Source organism: Ruegeria sp. AP12, assembly GCF_056540025.1.
Map to the genome: position 1 here is coordinate 1 of NZ_JBQFVZ010000048.1, position 1,551 is coordinate 1,551.

Consider the following 1,551-nt stretch of genomic DNA (forward strand, 5'->3'; position numbering starts at 1 on the left):
CTGATTTGCTCAGGCGGATTGTCCAGCAAAGCCCGAAGGCGGAGCATCGCGTCCTCGAACCTCTGCAGCGAGACATGCCCGTTCATCGCAATGCGCACAGCGTTCGGGGCGCGCCCGTCCCGTAGCGCGAACTCATCCGCGGATCGCAGTTGAATTCCTTCTCGCTCTGCCGCGCGGCTGAACGCAGCAGCCCGCCAACCCGACGGCAAATGCAGCCAAACAAACGGCACATCAGGCGCCCAGTTCAGATCGAACCCGCCCAAGGCATTCACTGTCACCCGCACATACTCTCCCATCCGCGAGCGTACATCCCGCGCGATTTGACGCGTGCGAGGGTCAGAGAGCAACAACCGGGTCAGTTCAGCCAGCGGCTGTGCAAGGCCAAAATATCCGTATTCAGCTGAACGGCGCAGATCCACGCTCCGGTCTCTGGGCGCAATAGCGAAGCCGACGCGCAAGGACGGTGTCAGCACTTTCGAGATCGAAGACACGTGCCATCCCCGCTCAGGGGCCAACGCGCGGAAACTTGGTTCCTTCGCGTCTCCCATCCGGTAGCAGTCGTCCTCGACAATTTGCACATCGTATTTCCGTGCAATTTCCACGAGTTCCTTGCGCCGCTCCAAAGGGGTGTGCAGTCCGGTCGGGTTCTGAACCTCAGGCGAAACACAGACCGCCTGCGCCGGCGTCTGGCGCAAGACATGCTCCATCGCTCCTGGGTCGATTCCCCATTTGTCCATTCGGATGCCAACCACATCGGCCCGCATCAATTCAGCTGCGCGGCGGAACCCGGCATAGGAGAGGTCTTCGACCATAACGATCGGTTTGGGACCCTGCAGAATGGTCTGGAAAACAAGGCACAGGCCGTTCTGACCGCCGTGTGTCAGTACAATGTCGTCGTCGCACAACTTGCCGAGCGGCAGGTCCGACAACCAATCAACCACCGCCTGACGCATGGGTTTATACGCATCGCGTGTCGGATAGTTCATGAACAAAGCCGGATCAGACTGCGCAACTTTCTGTAGACACTCGCGGATCAAAGACACCTGCCCCATATCCGCAAGCCTCGGGCTGAACAGACTCACGTGATTGGCATTCTGAGCTTCGGCCAGATGAAGCTGCCTTGACCAGACATCGTCCAGAATCGGAGATTTCGGAGGGGCGACAAATGTACCACGTCCAACCTCAGCTTGTAGCAAGCCCTCTTCGGTCAGAATCGTATAGGCCCGCGCGACGGTTCCCGGAGTGATCTGGAGGCGATACGCGAGTTCGCGCACTGGGGGCAGTTTGGTCCCGATATCTAACGTCTTACTTTCAATTGCTTTTCGTATTGTATCAGCCACTAAGGTATACTTAGGCCCTTTGGATTTTGGCAGCGTCTCCGGCCAAATTGTATCCATTACAATTCTTCCTTTGCATTTGACACAATTGCGAATGTATCAAATACATGTACCGAACATTGCTACTTTGTGTCAATACAATTTGAAAGGAATACTGAGATGACACGCACAATGCACACTCCCGCCCTTACACTGCTGAACGCCAGCCCTCGGC

The 1,551-nt window shown here is 56.6% G+C and carries 1 protein-coding gene; it reads right to left on the reverse strand.

The genetic code is table 11. The annotated features are described in order from the left end of the window. Nucleotides 1-1,397: aminotransferase-like domain-containing protein (locus tag ACR0E6_RS21060; RefSeq protein ID WP_480586967.1), on the reverse strand; the 1,397-nt coding region annotated here is incomplete at its 3' end. Nucleotides 1,398-1,551 lie beyond the last annotated feature (154 nt).